Genomic DNA, 1,210 nt, shown 5'->3' with positions numbered 1-1,210 from the left:
TAGTTTTGTTATCTTATTTATTAAGGATGAGAGGTTCATTTGCATTAAACATTGTTGTTTATTTTTAATAAAATAGCCTGTCTTTCGGATCTTTTAAAGACCCTTCAAAAAAGTGAGGGGGAGTATGATAGACCAAGTAGGATTAAGGGGGTATGGGAAAAAGTGATGCATGAACTTGTTAAGACAAGCAGAAGTAAGTATGAAAGGAGTGAGAATCCCAGATATAGCGTCATTCACAAAGTGTTAAAACAAGAGTTAAAACCACAGGAGCCTCAGAAAAAATAGGTATAGATGGGGGGGAAAAAAGATACGTAAACGGCATAGTGTTGTTGATAGGCAAGGCAATCTGCTCCATATCACGGTTCATAAGTCCAATGACACAGGTGCTGGGTGCAGAGTTTTTAAGGAAGCGGTGCAAAAATATCCTAAATTAAAGGGAGTGTGTGCAGATGCGGGATATAGAAACCCCATGGAAGAATTTATGAGAACTCTATTGAATAAAACTATAGTAATCTCAGAGCGTATATCTCAAGGATGGGCTATACTTGCTAAAGCGTTAGATTTTCGAAAGAACATTTGCATGGCTAAATCATTTGCAAAGGGTATCTAAAGATTATGAAATTGCCATAGCGACTGCTGAAAACATGAGTATGATAGCCCATTCCATGATCCTATTAAAGGATAGCTAAATCATGAATACAGGTTTAGTAATTTTAAATGGACAATGCTCAATAAGATTTCTTAAAAACATTGTAGATATTCCGCAGCCATCGATAAATGCAGCTCTATATAGACGTATTTTATAACCTGAATTGCCAAAAAAAGATAACACTTCCCCTCTTTGGTGCGCACCTGCGTTAATCAATATGCACAAAACTAATAGGATAGTCCTGTGGGGGGCGCCAAGATTCCATGCAATATGATATTTATGGTAATTTCCCCGCTTTTTACTTGACAAAAGGTCAGGACTATGATCTGGAAGGGGGGGCTCGTAAAAGCTAATTGGGTGATTTCCGATAGGACATAGGATACAATAGATCTCTTCGGAAACTAGATAAAGAGTAAAATCTAAGCTAATATACAAAATCAAAGTGAAAGTGTTGGACTAATGCGTTGAAAGTTGTCATTGACGCGGTCGACAAGATCTATGGCGATGTTGTTTCAGGTTTGGTCGAAAAAAATACAGCATACTCTTGCAAAACTCTTTGGC

2 protein-coding genes are annotated in these 1,210 nt (G+C 37.4%); one reads left to right on the top strand and one right to left on the bottom strand.

Annotation, left to right across the window (positions count from 1 at the left end; genetic code table 11):
- Positions 1 to 229 precede the first annotated feature (229 nt).
- Positions 230 to 418 (bottom strand): hypothetical protein, encoded by a 189-nt coding sequence (locus tag HE1_RS08445; protein ID WP_162531116.1) that lies wholly within the window; start codon positions 416 to 418, stop codon positions 230 to 232.
- On the opposite strand from HE1_RS08445, the gene HE1_RS06275 reads away from it, so the two are divergent.
- On the top strand, positions 413 to 610 hold the full coding sequence (locus HE1_RS06275) for a hypothetical protein (protein WP_052567116.1): 198 nt from the start codon (positions 413 to 415) through the stop codon (positions 608 to 610). The two genes, HE1_RS08445 and HE1_RS06275, sit on opposite strands and share 6 nt — an antisense overlap.
- Positions 611 to 1,210: the final 600 nt, after the last annotated feature.

Source organism: Holospora elegans E1 (genome assembly GCF_000648275.1).
Classification (GTDB): Bacteria; Pseudomonadota; Alphaproteobacteria; order Holosporales; family Holosporaceae; genus Holospora; species Holospora undulata_A.
This window is presented reverse-complemented; position numbering and strand designations above follow the sequence as displayed.